The sequence below is a fragment of the Falsiroseomonas sp. genome, from assembly GCF_051860665.1.
Taxonomy (GTDB): Bacteria; Pseudomonadota; Alphaproteobacteria; order Acetobacterales; family Acetobacteraceae; genus Falsiroseomonas.
Genome location: NZ_JBHYDM010000001.1, coordinates 153,966 through 169,721 on the forward strand (window position 1 = coordinate 153,966; position 15,756 = coordinate 169,721).

Here is a 15,756-nt window from a genome sequence, read left to right on the forward strand (position 1 = left end):
CCGGAACGCGGTCGCGTCAACCTGACGCGCCCTCCGCCCGCATGCGCCGCGCCAGGGCCTCGCCGATCATCACGCAGGTGAAGTGCAGATTGGCGCGGCAGTCCGACGGCATGATGGAGGCATCGGCGACCCGCAGCCCGGCTAGGCCGCGCACCCTGAGGTCCGGGTCCACCACGCCGCGCGGTTCCTCATGCGCTGTCATGCGGCAGGTGCCGGCGGCGTGCTGGATATCCGCCGCCTCGGCCAGCATGATGGCATCCAGCTCGTCCTCCGGCAGCGCGGCGGCGGCCTGCATGGAAAGCCCTGTTTCGCCGAAGGTGATCGTCTCCGCGAGGTTCCGCAGCGGCGCCAGCGCGGTCAGCCGGGCGAGGCGGCGGAGGCCGTCGCGCATCCGGGCGCGGTCGCGTGGATCGTCCAGCATGTTCTCCTCCACCACCGGCTGCGCCTCCGGATCGGCGGAGGTCAGCGCGAGCGTGCCGCGGGAGAAGGCGTCGTAGAGGGCGAGGCCCACCGCGCCGCCCTCCGCCGGGCTGCCATCCGCGGTCAGGCCGCGGTGGTTGTAGGCGATCATGATCATGTCGCGCTCGCCGCCCATGCCGCTGCTGTAGGTGAGGCAGCAATTGGTGTGGCGCGCATCGGCGCCCTGCGCGCGGTGCTCCGGCTTCAGCGCGAGGGTCGCGCGCAGGATCGGATGGTCCATCAGGTTCTGCCCGACCCAGGGCAGGTCCTGCACCACGCCGATGCCGAGGTCGGCCAGTGCCGCGGCCGGGCCGATGCCGGAGCGCATCAGGATGGCCGGGCTGTGGATGGCGCCGGCGCAGAGCACCACCTCCCGCCCCGCAATCTCCTCCCATGCGCCGCCGCCGAAGCGCACGCGCACGCCGGTGGCGCGGCCGCCCTGGACCAGCACGCGATCAACCAGCGCCTCGCCCCGGATGGTCAGGTTGGCGCGGCCGCGGGCGGGCTCCAGATAGCCGTCATTCGTGGTGACGCGCTTGCCATCGCGCAGGTTGATCGGGTTGCAGGAGATGCCCTCCCCTTCCGGCGCGTTGAGGTCCGGCTTCCAGCGATAGCCATCGGCCAGCGCCGCGTCGCGCAGGCCGAGATCGACGGCGCCCCACTGCTCCACCGGCATCCGGAACACCGGCAGCGGGCCGCCCTGGCGGATCCCCGGGGCCGTGCCGGTCTCCGCATCATCCTCGATGGCATCGAAGATCGGCAGTACATCGGCCGCCGACCATCCCTCGCAGCCGGATTCCGCCCAGGCGTCAAAGGCCGCCGGCACGCCACGGATGGCGATCTGCGCATTCACCGTGGAGGACCCGCCCATCGCCTTGCCGCGCCAGTAGAATTTGGGCGCCTGAGCCTTGGTGCGGCGGGTCATCAGGCCGGGCCATTGCCAGGCCGCCTGATGCGCCGGGTCGTGCATGAAGGGGATGATATTGGCGCTGCGCAGCGCCGCCGGTGCCTCCGCCGAACGCCAGTCGCGCCCGGCCTCCAGCAGCAGCACGCGGCGGTGCCCGTCCTCGGAGAGCCGCGCGGCGAGCGGGGCGCCGGCGGAGCCGGCCCCCACGATGATCACGTCATACATGAGGGCTATCGCTTCCCCACATTCCAGAACAGCGGGATCGCCGAGGGGATCAGGTTCTCCAGCACGACGCGGGACGCCGCGGGCTGGGCGAACTGGCCCCAGGGCACGGCGATGCCCTGCTCGTAGATGATGGCCTGCATCTGCGCGACGATCGCCTGCCGCGCCTCCAGCGTCGGCGCCGCGGCGAAGGCGGCGAACAGCGGCGTCAGGCGCTCCTCGCAATGGAAACCGCCGGTCGTCGCATTGGTGCAGTTGAAGCCGATGACGGAATTGGTCAGCGGGTTGTGCAGGTCGACGCCCAGCGCATGGACGCCGAAGACGCTCCACCCCTCCCGCCGCGTGCGGCGGGCGAGGACGGAGGCCCAGTCCATCACCTGCATGTCCACGGTGAAGCCCGCGCGACGCAGCCGGTCCGCCAGGATCTCCGACGAGATCTTGGCGGCTTCCAGGTCGTTGGCGACGAGGACGACGACCGGCTCCCCGGCATAGCGCGTCTGCGCCAGCGCGGCGCGCGCGGCCTCGATGGAGGGGCGGCGCATCGGCTCCGTTCCGACATCGGATTCATAGGGCGAGCCGCAGATGAAGAAGGCGTTGCAGCTGCGGGCATAGCGGTCCGACAGGCCGAAGCCGGCCATCACCTCCCCCTGGTCCACCAGATGCAGCAACACGCGCCGCACCGCCGGATCGGCGAAGGGGCCGGAGGCGGCATTGGTGCGGTAGTGCCCGGTGAACTGGTCGAGCCCCGAAAAACTCTGCACGCGGATGCGGCGGTCGCGTTCCAGCGCGCCCAAAAGGTCGAAGGGCGCGTATTGGATATAGTCGATCTCGCCGGCGCGCATCGCCGCGATGGCGGTCTGGCCATCCGGGATCACGCGGATGTCCAGCGCCTCGATCCGCACCTGCTTGCCGCCCGCCAGGTGGTCCGCCGGTTCCGCCCGCGGGACGTAGCGCGCATTGCGGCGCAGCAGCATGCGGTCGCCGGTGCGGTGCTCCTCGCGGCTATAGGTGAAGGGGCCGGAGCCGATGATCTCCGCAATTCGCTCCGTCCCCGGCGTGCGGGCCAGACGCTCCGGCAGGATGAAGGGGACGGGGGAGGAGGTGGTGCCCAGCGCATCCAGCACCAGGCCGAAGGGCTCCTTCAGCACCAGGGTGAAGCGCTTCGTGTCGTTCGCCTCCAGCGTCGCCGTGGCTGCCATCAGCCGGCTGCCGAGCGCGCTGCGCGTGCCCCAGCGACGCAGCGAGGCCACGACATCCGCCGCCGTCACCGGCGCGCCATCATGGAAGGCGAGGCCCTCGCGCAGGGTGAAGGACCAGGTGAGGCCGTCCTCCGATCGGGTCCAGTCCTGCACCATCTGCGGCCGGATGCGGCCCTGGCCATCGGCCGCGAAGAGCGTGTCGAAGACCATGTAGCCGAAGGTGCGGGTGATATAGGCGGGCGTGAAATGCGGATCGAGGGTGACGATCTCCGCCTCCAGCACCGCCGTCAGCGTCTGGGCTTTGGGCGCCGTCGCAGGCAGCAGGGGCAGGGCGAGGAGCGGCAGCAGTCGGAGCCAGCGGGGAAGTCTGGTCGGCATGGGCGGCACCTCGCGAAGGTTACCGCCGAGTGTAGGAATGGGAATTCCGGCCTGTAAACCGTCCTTGTTGCAATGCAGCAGGATGGGCCTTCGCGTCGCCGCCGCAGCTCCGCATCCCGCACCACAACCGTGAATGCGACGCATTATCACATTTCGGTGCGGAACCGGCATCGGATCATTTCGCCCCTACACCCATGCCGATCGCACGGGTTATGGGCGTGCGAGCTCCAGCCGTTTCATGAAGCGAGGCGCAAGCCGTGTCCCAGACCGAACAGGACAAGTCCGCACCGGTGCCGCCTGCCGAAAAGCGGGCGATCGTGATGCTCTCCGTCGGGGAGCGGGACTGGCGCGGTCACGCTGCGGCGACCTTCGAACGCTATGCCGAGCGCTGCGGCGCCAGGCTGCATGTGGAGACCGCGCTTCCCGACTTCGCCGAATTCCCGCTGCCGGACCTGCCGGATACCAGCGGCCGTCCGAACAAGCGCGCCTATGCCTGCAAGACCTTCTTCGCCTGGAAGCATCTCCAGGCCGGCTATGACCGGGTGCTCTTCGTCGATGACACCTGCTGTGTCCGTCTCGGCACGCCCGATCTCTTCGACCTGGTCCCGCGGGGTGCGCTCGGCGGCGTGGGCAGCAGCAAGTTGCATGCGCAGCTCAGCTTCGACGACATCACCCGCTTCGTCGCGCGGCGCGGCTGCGCGCCGATCGAGATGATCCACGACGAGTACATGAACAGCGGCGTGCTGGTCTACGACCGCTCCTTCATGGCTGCGATCGCACCGAAGCGCGTGATCGACGCGAAGCGGCTGCTGATGTCCAAGCTGCCGCATCAGACCCTGACCTACTATCTGATCAAGTCGCGCGGCATCCCCTTCCACGTGCTGCCGCGCATCTTCAACACGGTCCCGGCCGCCAAGCTGGACAGGCCCACCCGCCGGTCGCTCGACGACATCCGGCCGCATCTCGACCACAAGGCCTTCATCTACCACCTGACCGGCATCTACCGGCAGCGCGGCGCCCTGGTGCAGCAGATCGCCGATATCCTGCTGAACGAGGATCTGGCGGCGGGCTGAACGCGCCTCAGCCGCGCCGCAAGGCCACCGCGAGCCCCGCGCCCATCAGCACGCCGCCACCCACGCGGTTCAGCACCCGCCGCACGGAAGGCCGCCGCACCGCACCGGAAAGCCGCCCGGCCAGCGCCGCATAGATCGCGACATTGGCGGCCGCCAGCGTCACGAAGGTGGCCACCAGCAGCGCGGCTTGCGTCACGAAATTCCGCGCCGGGTCGATGAACTGCGGCACGAAGGCCACGAAGAACACGATGCCCTTCGGGTTGAGCGCCGTGACCAGCCAGGCCTCGCGCAGCGCGCGCCCCGCCGGCAGCGGCGGCGCCGCCGTCGCTGCCACCGGCGCGCGCCACATCTTGGCGCCCAGCCAGATGAGATAGGCGGCCCCCACCCATTTCAGCGCGGTGAAGAGCGTGGCGGAGGCGGCGAGGATCGCCCCCAGCCCGGCGAGCGACAGCGTCATCGCCGTCAGGTCGCCCAGCGCCACGCCTGCCACCAGCGGCAGCGCGCTGTTGCGCCCGCCGCCCAGGCTCTGGCCGATCACCAGCAGGATGGTCGGCCCCGGGATCGCCAGCATGACGAGCGCCGCGGCGCAGAAGGCCAGCCAGGTGGAGAGGTCCATCTGGCTACTTCTTGCGGCCCGGCGCTTCCGGCAGGTCGCCGGCCAATTCGAACAGCGTCGCATCCGGCGCCGCCGCCGGGCGGGCCTTGGCGGCCTTCTTCGGCGCGGGCGCAGGCGCAGCTTCGGCGGCGGCCGGCGGCGGGTCGATCACCACCTTGGCGCGCCGGGTCGGCTTCGGCGCAGGGGCGATGGCATCCAGCGCCTCCGACAGGTCGGCGATCAGGTCGGCCACATCCTCGAGCCCAACCGAGAGGCGGATGGTGCCATCGGTGATGCCGAGCTTCGCCCGCTCCTCCGCGCCGACCCGCATATGCGTGGTGGTCGCCGGATGCGTCACCAGCGACTTGGCATCGCCGAGATTGTTCGAGACATCGACCAGCTTCAGCGCATCCAGGAAACGGAAGGCGGCCTCCTTGCCGCCCTTCACGTCGAAGGTGACGAGGCTGCCGCCGGCCGCCATCTGCGCCTTGGCCAGCGCCTGCTGCGGATGGTCGATGCGGAAGGGATAGAGCACGCGCGCGATCTCCACCCGCTCCGCCAGGAAATCGGCGATGGCGGCGGCGGAGTGGCACATGGCGGGCAGGCGCAGGTGCAGCGTCTCCAGCCCCTTCAGGATGACCCAGGCGTTGAAGGGGCTGATGGAGGGGCCGGTGTTGCGGATGAAGGGCTGCAGCACCTCATCCACCCACTTCTTGCGCCCCAGCACGGCGCCGCCGAGGACGCGGCCCTGGCCGTCCATGTGCTTGGTCAGCGAATAGACCACGACATCGGCGCCGAATTCGATGGGCTTCTGCAGCAGCGGCGTGGCGAAGACATTGTCCGCCACCACCAGCGCGCCGGCCGCATGCGCCAGGTCGCAGACCGCGGCCAGGTCCAGCACGTCCAGCATGGGATTCGACGGCGTCTCCAGCAGCACCAGCGCGGTGGGTTCGGACAAGGCGGCCTTCCACTGCGCCAGGTCGCCGCCATCGACGAAGACCGAGGTGATTCCGTAGCGCGGCAGCAGGGTGGAGACGATCCAGTGGCAGGAGCCGAACAGCGCGCGGGAGGCGACGACCCGGTCGCCCGCCTTCAGATGCGACAGCATGGCGGCATGCACCGCGGCCATGCCGGTGGCGGTCAGGCGGCAGGCCTCCGCCCCCTCCAGCGCCGCCAGGCGGTCCTCCAGCATGGTGACGGTGGGATTGCCGAAGCGGGAGTACTGATAATGCTGGACGGTGCCGAGGAAGGTGTCCTCCGCCTGGCCGGCGCTCTCATAGACGAAGCCGGAGGTGAGGTAGAGCGCCTCCGAGGTCTCGTCGTGGTTCGAGCGCATCTGCCCGCCGCGGACCAGCAGGGTGGCGGGGCGGAGCGGGCGGTCGGGCAGGGTCTTGGCCATCGGGACACCTCATGTTGCAGCCGGGGCTGCGACGACAGGGCGTCCGGCCCCACCAGGGGGCGCCGGGGACCGCGCATGGCGCCCCCCGCGACCCTTTAGCGCGCTTGTTTTCGGCAGGGTTCGGGAACCCTCCGCCCGGCACACCGGGACCTCGCCGCAATCAGGCCGGACAAATCGCGAGGGGCGCTGGCGCGCTTGGAGGACGGCTTAGGGGCGGGGCGGGCGGCGGTCAAGGACGAGGTTGCGGGGCGCGCGCGGTTACCGGGGATATCGAGGCGGGCTTGCTGGCTTGGGACGAAGGCTCCTGCCGGAGCGTCCTTGTCCGGATCTGCCCAGATCCTCGCTTTCCCGGATCCTTGCTCTCGGGGGCGCGTCTCGCCATCCGCGCTGCAGAGCGGCGTGCATGGCTACCCGGCCATTCATCGCGTTTGACAACGGTCTTTGCGTTGCTGTCAGCTGCCTGGTTCAACCGCTGAACGCACGACATTCGGCGAGCATGCGTGCGGCTTCTTGCCGGACAAGCGACGCCTGCGTTTCAGAGGGGGGCGCGATGTGGCCCTCGCCCCAGTTCCCCAGCACGAGCCGATATCGAGGCTCATCCACCTCCTCGGTCGGGAGCCCCAGCTGCTGGGCGAAAGGCAGGAAATGGATACCAAAATGATGGTCGGTCACGTTCTGAACATAGACGATTCGCGGCAAGGGATCGGCGCGACGCAGAACGGCGCCTCGGACGACGCGCTGCAAGACGTCATGCGCTTCCTCATCATCGACGGTACCCCAGGCAAGGTCCGTATATTTTCGCACGCTGGACCACGTGAATTTGGCGATCTCCACCTGGGGATTGATCGCGACAGCCACATCCTGCTCACGCGCATAGGTCAGGGCCGCGAAGCCGCCGCCGGAGCAGCCCCAGAGAAGCCGCCTGCTGGTGCCGAGGAGGCGGTCGAGGTGGTCCATGATACGCGGAAGTTCGTCATTCAGATTGCAGTGCAGGTTGCCGGCGTACCAGGCCAGCGACAGGCCGCCACCGAGGTAGAGGGAGGGATCCCCGATCCTCACGCTGTTGATGGTCTGTGGCGGCAGATTGCCGCCCTGGAAGAACGGCAGCGACGTCTTCTTTGATTGATTGGAATGGAAGGCATAGAAGGTGACTGGCGCCGAACGTGAGCGGATCAGCAGCGGAATCTCGACCGGCCCGTAAGCGATGCAATAAAGACCGCTGTGGATCGTTTCCAATTCGAAGAATTCGGGCGCCGAGAGCCGTGCCGCCAGGCCGCCCCATTTCAGGTAGTCGATCTCGACATCCCGGTCATCTGCTGGCGTCATCAGGTTCCAACGTTTTCGTGATTGCAGCAGGGCGCGGAGATCTACAGTCAACATTGTTGCCCAAGACGCAGGAAGATGCCAGGGGGCGCCAGAAGGGCGTCGCCCGGAGAGCAACTGTTCGATGCGGGGGAAGGCCCTTTCAGCCGCCAGGTCTTCTCGGCCCGTCGACGCCCCTCCTTGTCGTCTCCGCCGGGCCATGCGAAAAGACCGACTGAAAGCCTGCGGCAGGGCTGCGGCGATGCTTCGCTCTGCCTGAGGTCGGCGCTTTCATGCGGGCGTAGTTCAGAGGTAGAACGTCAGCTTCCCAAGCTGAATGTCGTGGGTTCGATTCCCATCGCCCGCTCCAGCCCCCTCCCCCGCCATTCCGAACCGCCTGCAGCGCGTCACGCCACCGTGTTCGCCACCCCCTGGACCTCCGTCGCGCGCCCCTATACTTAACCAAAGAGTTCAGTATAACGCCCGACCGGAAGGAATCCCGCATGTCCTATATCGACGGCATGGTGGCCGCCGTGCCCGCCGCCCAGCGCGACGCCTATCTCGCCCATGCCCGGCTCTTCCAGCAGATCATCCAGGAATTCGGCGCGCTCCGCGTGATGGAAGCCTGGGGCGATGACGTGCCGGAGGGGAAGGTCACCGACTTCCGCCGCGCCGTGCAGGCGCAGGCGGAGGAGGTGGTGGTGCTCTCCTGGATCGAATGGCCCTCCCGCGCCATCCGCGATGCCGGGATGCGGCGGCTGATGGAGGATCCGCGGATGAAGGACACGCCCCTGCCCTTCGACGGCCGGCGCATGATCCATGGCGGCTTCCTGCCGATCCTCGACAGCCGGGAGGCGCCCCGATGAGCAACCCCCACGGCAGCTTCATCTGGTACGAGCTGCTGACCACCGCACCCGCCGCCGCCACCCGCTTCTACGGCAGCCTGCTCGGCTGGACCGCCGCGCCGCATGGCGGTCCGGGGGGCGGTCCGGGGGGCGGTCCGGTGCCCGGCTATTCCATCCTCAGCCACGGCGCGCAGGCCATCGGCGGCCTGATGCAGGCGCCGGAGGGCGTCGCGCCCGTCTGGCTCGGCTATATCGGGGTGGAGGATGTCGATGCCGCCGTCGCCGGGATCCAGGCCGCAGGCGGGGCGGTGCAGATGCCGGCGCGGGACATTCCCGGCGTCGGCCGCATCGCCATGGTGGCGGATCCTGGGGGCGCGCCCTTCTACGTCATGCGCGGCAGCAGCGACCAGGCCAGCGGCAGCTTCGACCCGCAGGCGGTCGGCCATTGCGCCTGGAACGAATACACCGCGGCCGATGCCGAGGCGGCCATCGGCTTCTATGCCGCGCAATTCGGCTGGACCCGCGGCCAGGCCCTGCCGATGGGCGCGGCCGGCACCTATCAGCTGATGGAGCTGCAGGGCCGCGCCTTCGGCGCCATCATGCCGCGGCAGGATGCGGCGGCGCCGCACTGGACCTTCGTCTTCCGCGTCGCCCGCATCGGCCCCGCGGCGCAAGGCATCTGGGATGGCGGCGGCACCATCCTGTATGGGCCGGCGGAGGTGCCGGGCGGCGACCATGTGGTCTTCGGCCGCGACCCGCAGGGGGCGCTCTTCGCCCTGATCGGCCGGCCGGACTGACCGGGTCTCAGGCGGCCTGGAGACAGGCCTCCGCCAGCGCCCGCGGCTTCCGGCGCCCGGCCGGCTGCGCCGGCGGCGACTTGCGCGAGGATCCGGGCGAGGCCCCGCCCGGTCCGGCCCCGCGCAGCCGCGCCGCGGGCGCCGGCTCCTCCACACTATAGCCGCGCCCCCAGGCGGTGCGGATGCAGGGCGCGGCGCCCGCCGCCGCCAGCTTGCGCCGCACCTTGCAGATGAAGACATCCAGGATGCGCCCATCCGGCCCCTCCTCCGAGCCATAGAGCCGGGCCAGCAGGTCGAGCTTGGTCACCAGCCGGCCCCGGCGCAGGAACAGCATCTCCATCACCGCATATTCCCGCGGCGTCAGCTCCAGCGGCCGCCCCTCCACCGTCATGCCGCCCTGCGCCTGGTCCAGCGTGACATTGCCGATGGTGATGCGGGCCGAGAGATGGCCCAGCATGCGCCGCTGCAACGCGCGCAGCCGCACCAGCAGCCCGGCCGTGGGCATCGGCGCCTGCAGCACCTCATCCGCGCCGGCGGCGAAAGCCGCCGCCTCCTGCTCCGCCGTCGCCGCGCCCAGCAGCAGCACCAGCGGCAGGCCGAGGCGCTGGCGCGCGATGCCGCGCAGGCTGCCGAGCAGCGGGTCGGAGAGCCTGGCCGCCTCCAGCAGCACCGCATCGAAGGGCCCGCTGCGCCGCGCCGTGCCGGCCGGGTCCTCGGCCAGGCCCACCCGCTCCACCATCAGCCCCGCCCGCGCCAGGGCGGCCGCCAGGCGCTGGCCCGAGGCGGGGGTGGAGGCGACGATCAGCACGCGCATCGGCAAACCCCCTTCCTGTCAGAGTCGCGCCATTGTCCTGACCCTGGTCACCGCATGACAGTCAGCTTTCGTAGGCGGATGCGCCGGCCAAGGGGTCCGCGCTGACGAAACCGCACGACTCCCTACACACCGGCCACCGCCGCGCCGCCTAGTCTGTGTCGGGGTCTGGCCGGGGACGGCCCGGCCTGCCGGGCTTCGCTTCGCCACCCACCGCCGCCATCCGCGCCCGCTCGGGCGCAGGGCGGGCCGCAAGGGACGGGTCATGCAGCTGCTCATCATCGCCGACCGCGCGGCGGCGCAGAACGAGGTCTGGGCCAGGCTGGAGGCCGCTGGCATCGCCGCGCGGCTGCTGCCTGCCCCGGGCGGCGCCCCGGACACCGCCCTCCGCGCCGGCCAGCAGGCGGCCCGCCCGGCGGCCACGGCGGATGGCGTGCTGATCGACTGCACCGACCTGGCCTCCCACGCCCTGCCCCTGCTGCAGGGGCTGCGGGAGGCCGGCCTCGCCCTGCCCATCCTGCTGCTGGCCGATGCGGGGCCGGAGGAGGAGGCCGCGGCCTTCAACCTGGGCGCCGATGCGGTGCTGCCGCGCCAGGTGCCGGTGGCGGCGCTGCGGGCGCGCATCGCCGCCATCCAGCGCCGCAGCCCAGACCGCCGGGGCAGCATCCTGCGCTGCGGCAATGTGGTGCTGGACCGCGCCGCCGGCAGCCTGACGGTGGCCGGCCAGCCGGTGGAGGCGACGCCCTTCGAACGCACGGCGCTGGAATTGCTGATCTCGGCCCGCGGCGGCGTGCTGAGCCGGCAGCGGATGGTGGAGGCGCTGCACGACGGGCCCGCCACCAGCACGGCCGGCGTGCTGCGGGTGGTGATCTGCCGGCTGCGGCGCAAGCTGGCGGAGCGCGGCGGGGATGACATCATCCGCACCGTCTGGGGCATCGGCTACCGGATTGAGGCCCCCGCCGGCGGCGCGCCCCGGCGGGGCCGCCCGGCGCCGCGGCGCGCCGGCTATTCGGCGTAGATCATCTTCCGCGTCATGCCGCCATCGGTCCGGAATTCGGCGCCGGTGACGAAGCCGGCCTCCGGCCCCAGCAGCCAGGCGACCAGCGCCGCCACATCCTCGACCCGGCCGACCCGCCCGGCCGGGTGCTGGGCATGGTCCTGCGGCCGCAAGGCCTCGCCCTGGGTGTCGATCCAGCCGGGGCTGACGCAGTTCACCCGCACCTCCGGGCCCAGGCTGATCGCCGCCGCATGGGTCAGCGCCAGCAGCCCGCCCTTGGAGGCCGCATAGCTCTCGGTCTCCGGCTCCGACTGATGCGCGCGGGTGGAGGCCATGGTCACCACCGCCCCGCGCGCCGCCCGCAGCAAGTCCTCCGCGGCACGCAGCAGCAGGAAGCTGGCGGTCAGGTTGGTGGCGAGCACGGCGTTCCACTCCGCCAGGGTCAGCGCGGAGAGCGGCTTGCGGATCATGAAGCCGGCATTGGAGACCAGCCCATCCAGCCGCCCCTCCCGCGCCCGGATATCCGCCACCAGCGCGGCGACGGCGGCTTCCTCCGCCACATCGGCCTGGGCGAAGCGGACGCCCGGCAGGGCCTCCGCCGGCGCCTCCCGGTCCGTCGCCACCACGCGCCAGCCATCGCCTGCCAGCCGCGCCGCCACCGCCCGGCCGATGCCGCGCCCGGCGCCCGTCACCAACGCCACCTTGATGCTGCTCATCCCGCAGCAACGGGCGAATGCGCCGCGGGATCCGCCGGCGCGCAATAGAGGCGATAGAGCGTCTCCAGCACCGCGGCGACCTCGGCGCTCGCCAGGCGGTAGTGGATCACCTGCCCCTCCCGCCGCGTCTCCACCAGGCGCAGGTCGCGCATCCGCGCCAGGTGCTGCGACAGGGCGGTGGGGGAGAGGCCGACCAGGGCGGCGAGCTGGCCCACGGATTTCTCCCCCTCCAGCAGGTGGCACAGCGCCATCAGGCGCTTGCCATGGGCGAGCGCCGCCAGCAGCCGCGCCGCCTCCTCCGCCTTGGCCTCCAGCCCCTCGGGTTCCATCTTCATGCTTGTATCTTCGCATATTCGAATATAAGTTGGAATACGTCCTCCGCTTGCGGGAGCTCTCCCATGGTCAATGTCGGTTCGCTCGATCGCGCCATCCGCCTCATCCTCGGCCTGGTCCTGCTGCTCGCGCCCTTCCTGGCGGCCGGCAGTTTCGCCGGCATGGGCGGCTGGCGCCATGTCATTGCCGCGGTGGGCGGGGTGCTGATCGCCACCGCCGCCTTCCGCTTCTGCCCGGCCTATCGGCTGCTGGGCCTCAGCACCTGCCCGCTGCGCTGAGCCGATGCCCACCACCTTCACGCCCACCGAATTCACGCCCTGGGCTTCGCTCGCCGGCGGTGCGCTGATCGGGCTTTCGGCGGTGCTGCTGATGGCCGTCGCAGGACGCATCGCCGGCATCAGCGGCATCCTGGGACGCCTTCTGCCGCCCTTCACCGAGCCCGGTCTCGGCGCCCGGCTGGCCTTCGTGCTGGGGCTGGTCGCGGCGCCGCTGGTGGTGGGGCTGGCCAGCGGCGCGGTGCCGGTGCCGCAGATCGCGGCCGGGCCCGGGCTGCTGGGGGTGGCGGGGCTGCTGGTGGGTTTCGGTTCCATCTGGGGAAATGGCTGCACCTCCGGCCATGGCGTCTGCGGCCTCGCCCGGCTTTCGCCGCGGTCGGCGGTGGCGGTGCTCGTCTTCATGGCCACTGCCATCGCCACCGTCTTCGTGACGCGCCACCTGCTGGGAGCCGGCGCATGACCCTGCTGCTGCACTTCGGCATCGGCCTGCTCTTCGGCCTCGGCCTGGTCGTCGCCGGCATGTCGGACCCGGCGAAGGTGCTGAATTTTCTCGATCTCGCCGCCATCCCCTCCGGCGGCTGGGACGCCAGCCTGGCCTTCGTGCTGGCCGGTGCCGTGGCCGTCACCTTCCTCGGCTACCGGCTGGTGCTGCGCCGGCCAAGGCCGCTGCTGGCCGCGCGCTTCCACCTGCCGACCGCCACCGCCATCGATGGCCGCATCCTGGCCGGCCCCGCCTTGTTCGGCATCGGCTGGGGCCTGGCCGGCTTCTGCCCCGGCCCGGCGCTGACCGCGCTGGCCACCGGCGGCTGGCCCGCCTTCATCTTCACCGCCGCCATGCTGACTGGCATGGCCATTGCGAAAGAACTCAGCCGGCCTTCAGCCGGTCGGGAATCGGCAGGCCCAGCCGCAGCGGCACCGGCCAGAGCTCCCGCACCACCCGCGTGATCCGAAAACCCGCCTCCATGTAGTTGGGCAGGGCGCGCGGGTGGTCGGCGGTGCAGGTATTCACCGTCAGCAGCCGCGGCCGCTCCGCCCAGGCCGTGTCGATGGCGTGCCGCAGCAGGGCGCGGCCGGCGCCGCGGCCGATGGCATGCGGCATCAGCCCGAAATAGGCGAGGTTCACGCCCTGGTCGCCGCTGCGGCGCTCCAGCTCGTAGAAGCCGGCCGGCTCGCCGCCCTGATACAGCACATGCATGCTGATCTCCGGCCGCGCCAGCAGCGCCGCGATCTCGGAATCCGGCACGGTGCGGCGCAGCCACCAGACGTAGTCGCGCCCCACCGTGTCATACAGATAGCGGTAGAAGGGCACGGAACAGCCGGCCAGCCGCACCACGCTGGCGCCTGGCGGGAAGTCGGGCTTCGTCGTGGCGGGCGGCGCATCCATGCGCAAAAAGGTGACATCCACCTCGATCCGCTGCACCGGTTCACGGATGCCGGTGCGCGCCGCCGTCGCCATGGCTCAATTGTCCAGGAAGCTGCGCAGCTTGCGGCTGCGGCTGGGGTGTTTCAGCTTGCGCAGCGCCTTGGCCTCGATCTGGCGGATGCGCTCGCGCGTCACGTTGAACTGCTGGCCCACTTCCTCCAGCGTATGGTCCGTGTTCATGCCGATGCCGAAGCGCATGCGCAGCACACGTTCCTCGCGCGGCGTCAGGCTGGACAGCACCCGCGTGGTCGCCTCGCGCAGATTGGACTGGATCGCGGCATCCAGCGGGATGATGGCGTTCTTGTCCTCGATGAAATCGCCGAGGTGGCTGTCCTCCTCGTCGCCGATCGGCGTCTCGAGCGAGATCGGCTCCTTCGCGATCTTCAGAACCTTGCGGACCTTCTCCAGCGGCATGCCGAGCTTTTCGGCCAGCTCCTCCGGCGTCGGCTCGCGGCCGATCTCGTGCAGCATCTGGCGGGAGGTGCGGACCAGCTTGTTGATCGTCTCGATCATGTGGACCGGGATGCGGATGGTCCGCGCCTGGTCCGCGATGCTGCGGGTGATCGCCTGCCGGATCCACCAGGTGGCGTAGGTGGAGAACTTGTAGCCGCGGCGGTACTCGAATTTGTCCACGGCCTTCATCAGGCCGATATTGCCTTCCTGGATCAGGTCCAGGAACTGCAGGCCGCGGTTCGTGTATTTCTTGGCGATGGAGATGACGAGGCGCAGGTTCGCCTCGATCATCTCCTTCTTCGCCTGGGTCATGTCGCGCTCGCCGCGCGAGACGGTCTGGTAGACGCGGCGGAAATCCGGCACCGGCAGGCCGGTATCGGCGGCCACCCGGGCGATCTCGGCGCGGATCGCCTCCGCGTCGTCCTTCGACCGCGCGACAAAGGTCTTCCAGCCGCGGGTCTGCAGCTTGCTGATGCGCTCGAACCAGGCCGGGTCCAGCTCGCTGCCGCGCCACTGTTCCAGGAATTCCTCGCGCTTGACCTTCTGGGCCTCGGCGAGGCGCAGCACCTGGCCCTCCAGCGTGGTCTGGCGGCGGTTCAGGCCCTTGAGCTGGTCGACCAGCTCCTCGATGCGGTTGTTGTGGAGATGCACCTTCTCCACCAGCGCCACCAGCTCCTGGCGCTGCTTCTCATAGGTCTTCTCGGAACGCTGCGAGGTCTCGCCGCCCGAGGTATAGGCATCCATGCGCTTGGACGAGAGTTTCTGCAGCTTGCCGAACAGGCTCTCGATCTGTTCGAAGGCGGCCAGCGCCTCCGGCTTCAGCTTTTCCTCAAGGGCCGAGAGGGACAGGCCGACGCCCTCGGCGGCCTCGTCGCCTTCCTCGTATTCCTCCTCGGGCGGCGGCGTACCCTCGGGCGTATTCGCGCCGGCGGTCGCCTCCAGGTCGATGACATCCCGCAGCAGCATGCGGCCTTCCTTGACCGCGTCATGCCAGGCGACGATGGCCTTGAAGGTCAGCGGGCTCTCGCAGAGCCCGCCGATCATCATGTCGCGGCCGGCCTCGATCCGCTTGGCGATGGCGATCTCGCCCTCGCGCGAGAGCAGCTCCACGCTGCCCATCTCGCGCAGGTACATGCGGACCGGGTCGTCGGTGCGGCCGAGATTGGCCTCGTCGACATTGCCGCCGCCTTCCTCGTCGTCCTTGTCCTCGTCATCGGCCTTGGCGGCGGGCTTCTCGGCGGCAGCCTCGCCGTCCTCGCTCTCCTCGGAATCCACCGTATTGATGCCGAGGTCGTTCAGCGTGGCCATGGTGTCTTCGATCAGCTCGGAAGACACCTGGCCCGGCGGCAGGGCGGCGTTGATCTCGTCGATGGTGACGTAGCCGCGTTCCTTGCCCCGGGCGATCAGCTTCTTGACCGAGGCCGTCAAGGTATCCAGCAGCACGCCTTCCACCGCCTCGTCGCGTCCTTCTGCCGTGTCGGCGCCATTCGCGGCCTTGCTCGCCATGCCTTTTCCCGCTCCGTCAAAGGCGCCCTGGCAGGGTGGGCTTTTGCCCCCGCCCTGCCCGCGCGA

General features: G+C 70.3%; 17 protein-coding genes and 1 tRNA gene. 8 read left to right on the plus strand and 10 right to left on the minus strand.

Annotation, left to right across the window (positions count from 1 at the left end):
* Positions 1-16: 16 nt before the first annotated feature.
* Both ACTIF1_RS00595 and ACTIF1_RS00600 read right to left on the minus strand, forming a co-directional pair.
* Positions 17-1,591 carry a GMC family oxidoreductase gene (locus tag ACTIF1_RS00595; protein WP_439594419.1) on the minus strand — a complete coding sequence of 525 codons (1,575 nt, stop codon included), beginning with the start codon at positions 1,589-1,591 and terminating at the stop codon, positions 17-19.
* Between the two features lie 5 nt (positions 1,592-1,596).
* On the minus strand, positions 1,597-3,165 hold the full coding sequence (locus ACTIF1_RS00600; RefSeq protein ID WP_439594420.1) for an ABC transporter substrate-binding protein: 1,569 nt from the start codon (positions 3,163-3,165) through the stop codon (positions 1,597-1,599).
* Positions 3,166-3,422: 257 nt separating this feature from the next.
* Here ACTIF1_RS00600 and ACTIF1_RS00605 point away from each other — a divergent pair, with 257 nt between their 5' ends.
* A complete protein-coding gene (locus tag ACTIF1_RS00605) occupies positions 3,423-4,238 on the plus strand; it encodes a hypothetical protein (protein WP_439594421.1) in 816 nt (271 codons plus the stop codon).
* 7 nt (positions 4,239-4,245) lie between these two features.
* Here the strand turns inward: ACTIF1_RS00605 and ACTIF1_RS00610 are convergent, their stop codons facing one another.
* From ACTIF1_RS00610 to ACTIF1_RS00620, 3 genes are all read right to left on the minus strand, one after another.
* Positions 4,246-4,854, minus strand: a complete 609-nt coding sequence (locus tag ACTIF1_RS00610; protein ID WP_439594422.1) for a LysE family translocator — start codon at positions 4,852-4,854, stop codon at positions 4,246-4,248.
* A gap of 4 nt (positions 4,855-4,858) precedes the next feature.
* Complete coding sequence (gene metZ / locus ACTIF1_RS00615; protein ID WP_439594423.1) at positions 4,859-6,232, minus strand: O-succinylhomoserine sulfhydrylase; 1,374 nt, start codon at positions 6,230-6,232, stop codon at positions 4,859-4,861.
* A gap of 465 nt (positions 6,233-6,697) precedes the next feature.
* Positions 6,698-7,558 carry a hypothetical protein gene (locus ACTIF1_RS00620; protein WP_439594424.1) on the minus strand — a complete coding sequence of 287 codons (861 nt, stop codon included), beginning with the start codon at positions 7,556-7,558 and terminating at the stop codon, positions 6,698-6,700.
* 271 nt (positions 7,559-7,829) lie between these two features.
* Here ACTIF1_RS00620 and ACTIF1_RS00625 point away from each other — a divergent pair.
* From ACTIF1_RS00625 to ACTIF1_RS00635, 3 genes are all read left to right on the plus strand, one after another.
* A tRNA-Gly gene (locus tag ACTIF1_RS00625) sits at positions 7,830-7,904 on the plus strand.
* 133 nt (positions 7,905-8,037) lie between these two features.
* Complete coding sequence (locus ACTIF1_RS00630) at positions 8,038-8,400, plus strand: DUF1428 domain-containing protein (protein WP_439594425.1); 363 nt, start codon at positions 8,038-8,040, stop codon at positions 8,398-8,400.
* Positions 8,397-9,176, plus strand: a complete 780-nt coding sequence (locus tag ACTIF1_RS00635; RefSeq protein WP_439594426.1) for a VOC family protein — start codon at positions 8,397-8,399, stop codon at positions 9,174-9,176. Before ACTIF1_RS00630 ends, ACTIF1_RS00635 begins: the two co-directional genes overlap by 4 nt.
* Before the next feature lie 7 nt (positions 9,177-9,183).
* Here ACTIF1_RS00635 and ACTIF1_RS00640 read toward each other — a convergent pair whose 3' ends face one another.
* A complete protein-coding gene (locus ACTIF1_RS00640) occupies positions 9,184-9,990 on the minus strand; it encodes a winged helix-turn-helix domain-containing protein (RefSeq protein ID WP_439594427.1) in 807 nt (268 codons plus the stop codon).
* A gap of 262 nt (positions 9,991-10,252) precedes the next feature.
* Between ACTIF1_RS00640 and ACTIF1_RS00645 the strand changes: the two genes are divergently transcribed.
* The gene (locus ACTIF1_RS00645; protein WP_439594428.1) at positions 10,253-11,005 is read left to right on the plus strand and encodes a winged helix-turn-helix domain-containing protein; all 753 of its coding nucleotides are present in this window, start codon (positions 10,253-10,255) and stop codon (positions 11,003-11,005) included.
* Here ACTIF1_RS00645 and ACTIF1_RS00650 read toward each other — a convergent pair.
* Both ACTIF1_RS00650 and ACTIF1_RS00655 read right to left on the minus strand, forming a co-directional pair.
* Positions 10,993-11,700, minus strand: a complete 708-nt coding sequence (locus ACTIF1_RS00650) for an SDR family oxidoreductase (RefSeq protein WP_439594429.1) — start codon at positions 11,698-11,700, stop codon at positions 10,993-10,995. The two genes, ACTIF1_RS00645 and ACTIF1_RS00650, sit on opposite strands and share 13 nt — an antisense overlap.
* The gene (locus ACTIF1_RS00655) at positions 11,697-12,035 is read right to left on the minus strand and encodes an ArsR/SmtB family transcription factor (protein WP_439594430.1); all 339 of its coding nucleotides are present in this window, start codon (positions 12,033-12,035) and stop codon (positions 11,697-11,699) included. Before ACTIF1_RS00655 ends, ACTIF1_RS00650 begins: the two co-directional genes overlap by 4 nt.
* Positions 12,036-12,098: 63 nt before the next feature.
* Between ACTIF1_RS00655 and ACTIF1_RS00660 the strand changes: the two genes are divergently transcribed.
* Genes ACTIF1_RS00660 through ACTIF1_RS00670 form a run of 3 tightly spaced genes read left to right on the plus strand, consistent with a single transcriptional unit; the run spans position 12,099 to position 13,253 of the window.
* A complete protein-coding gene (locus tag ACTIF1_RS00660; protein ID WP_439594431.1) occupies positions 12,099-12,311 on the plus strand; it encodes a YgaP family membrane protein in 213 nt (70 codons plus the stop codon).
* A 4-nt stretch (positions 12,312-12,315) separates the two neighbouring features.
* Positions 12,316-12,768: a YeeE/YedE family protein gene (locus ACTIF1_RS00665; protein ID WP_439594432.1), complete on the plus strand. Its 453-nt coding sequence runs from the start codon at positions 12,316-12,318 to the stop codon at positions 12,766-12,768.
* Positions 12,765-13,253 carry a DUF6691 family protein gene (locus ACTIF1_RS00670; RefSeq protein ID WP_439594433.1) on the plus strand — a complete coding sequence of 163 codons (489 nt, stop codon included), beginning with the start codon at positions 12,765-12,767 and terminating at the stop codon, positions 13,251-13,253. Before ACTIF1_RS00665 ends, ACTIF1_RS00670 begins: the two co-directional genes overlap by 4 nt.
* Here ACTIF1_RS00670 and ACTIF1_RS00675 read toward each other — a convergent pair.
* Both ACTIF1_RS00675 and rpoD read right to left on the minus strand, forming a co-directional pair.
* The gene (locus ACTIF1_RS00675) at positions 13,174-13,764 is read right to left on the minus strand and encodes a GNAT family N-acetyltransferase (protein WP_439594434.1); all 591 of its coding nucleotides are present in this window, start codon (positions 13,762-13,764) and stop codon (positions 13,174-13,176) included. The two genes, ACTIF1_RS00670 and ACTIF1_RS00675, sit on opposite strands and share 80 nt — an antisense overlap.
* A gap of 3 nt (positions 13,765-13,767) precedes the next feature.
* Positions 13,768-15,690, minus strand: coding sequence for an RNA polymerase sigma factor RpoD (gene rpoD, locus ACTIF1_RS00680; RefSeq protein WP_439594435.1), 1,923 nt, complete (start codon positions 15,688-15,690; stop codon positions 13,768-13,770).
* Positions 15,691-15,756 lie beyond the last annotated feature (66 nt).